We start from the raw sequence: 2,031 nt of genomic DNA on the forward strand, positions 1-2,031 counted from the left end.
CGAGCGCCTCAGTATTCTCAACCCAACTACGTGTGTCCGTTTACGGTACGGGTACTTTATGAATATGCTTAGCGGATTTTCTAGGGAGCCTGATTACGTCCATATTGCCTTGTACAAGTACGCGGCATACTGTCAGGTTCGACTCTCATGGCGGATTTGCCTACCACGATCCACGTCTACACCCTTTAACCATCTATTCCGTCAGATGGCAGGACTGTCACTTCTCCGTCTCCACATCGCTCCATAAAGTAGTATGGGAATATTAAACCATTCTTCCATCGGAATCGCCGTTCGGCTTATCCTTAGGTCCCGACTTACCCTGATCCGATTAACGTTGATCAGGAAACCTTAGTCTTTCGGCGAGGAAGTTTCTCACTTCCTTTATCGTTACTTATACCTACATTTGCTTTTCCAAAAGCTCCAGCAAGAGTTATCCCTCACCTTCGACGCCGCTGGAATGCTCCCCTACCATCTCTTACGAGATCCATAGCTTCGGTAAACAGTTTATGCCCGAGTATTATCCACGCCAAACTCCTCGACTAGTGAGCTGTTACGCACTCTTTAAATGAATGGCTGCTTCCAAGCCAACATCCTAGCTGTCTCTGCAGTCTGACTTCGTTAGTTCAACTTAACTGTTATTTGGGGACCTTAGCTGATGGTCTGGATTCTTCTCCTCTCGGACGCGGACCTTAGCACCCGCGCCCTCACTCCTTATCAATATATAGCACGCATTCGGAGTTTATCTGGACTTGATAGGCGGTGAAGCCATCGCATCCAATCAGTCGCTCTACCTCATGCTATACTAAATAAAGGCTGCACCTAAATGCATTTCGGGGAGTACGAGCTATCTCCAAGTTTGATTAGCCTTTCACCCCTACCCACAGTTCATCCGAAAGCTTTTCAACGCTTACCGGTTCGGTCCTCCAGTTAGTGTTACCTAACCTTCAACCTGACCATGGGTAGATCACTTGGTTTCGCGTCTACTCCCTCCGACTATGGCGCCCTGTTCAGACTCGCTTTCGCTTCGGCTCCGTGACTGAATCACTTAACCTTGCCGGAGAAAGTAACTCGTAGGTTCATTATGCAAAAGGCACGCCGTCACACTCGAAAGTGCTCCGACCGCTTGTAGGCAGACGGGTTCAGGGTCTATTTCACTCCTCTGTTCGAGGTTCTTTTCACCTTTCCCTCACGGTACTGGTTCGCTATCGGTCTCTCGGGAGTATTTAGCCTTACGGGATGGGCCCCGCTAATTCACACAGAATTCCTCGTGCTCCGCGCTACTCAGGATACCACTAGGCTTCGTCAGAAAGTCGTGTACGGGATTTTCACCCTCTTTGATCGCTTTTTCCAAAGCGTTCCACTTTCCTGATTTCTTGCCACAGCGTGGTCCTACAACCCCGGTATTGCCTAAACAATCCCGGTTTGGGCTCTCCCGCGTTCGCTCGCCACTACTTGCGGAATCATTCTTATTTTCTCCTCCTATGGGTACTTAGATGTTTCAGTTCCCCACGTTCGCCTCCTTTACAGGATGACAGGCCTTCAACCTGCCGGGTTGCCCCATTCGGAAATCTGAGGATCAAAGATTATTTGCATCTCCCCCCAGCTTATCGCAGCTTATCACGTCCTTCATCGCCTCCGAGAGCCAAGGCATCCACCGTCTGCCCTTGCTTACTTTCTTTTTTCCGGTCACATTGCTGTGAATCGGATTGATATATCTTCAGCTTGCTCTTTTTCGTTACTTTATTTTACGTTGTCCATCATGTCAAAGATCTTCTACTCATTACTGAGTTATGTGGAGAATAACGGATTCGAACCGTTGACCCTCTGCGTGCAAGGCAGATGCTCTAGCCAGCTGAGCTAATCCCCCGTTAGGAGAGTTGACAGTTGATAGTGGACAGTTGACAGTTACAACATCCGAATATCACTGAAAAACTCCGTCTCTTGAGAGTAAGTTAACTGTCAACTTTCATCTGTCAACTGTCAACTTTTTTGTAGTCCCAGGCAGAGTTGAACTGCCGACCTCTACATTAT

The 2,031-nt window shown here is 48.3% G+C and carries 1 tRNA gene and 1 rRNA gene (1 of these 2 only partly in view); both read right to left on the reverse strand.

The window, feature by feature from the left end:
• Window positions 1-1,678: ribosomal RNA gene (locus DXD68_RS24355) — 23S ribosomal RNA — on the reverse strand (it extends 1,735 nt beyond the left edge of the window).
• A 115-nt stretch (window positions 1,679-1,793) separates the two neighbouring features.
• A tRNA-Ala gene (locus DXD68_RS20950) sits at window positions 1,794-1,867 on the reverse strand.
• Window positions 1,868-2,031: the final 164 nt, after the last annotated feature.

It is taken from the genome of Parabacteroides sp. TM07-1AC, assembly GCF_003480915.1.
In the GTDB taxonomy this organism is placed as follows: Bacteria; Bacteroidota; Bacteroidia; order Bacteroidales; family Tannerellaceae; genus Parabacteroides; species Parabacteroides chongii.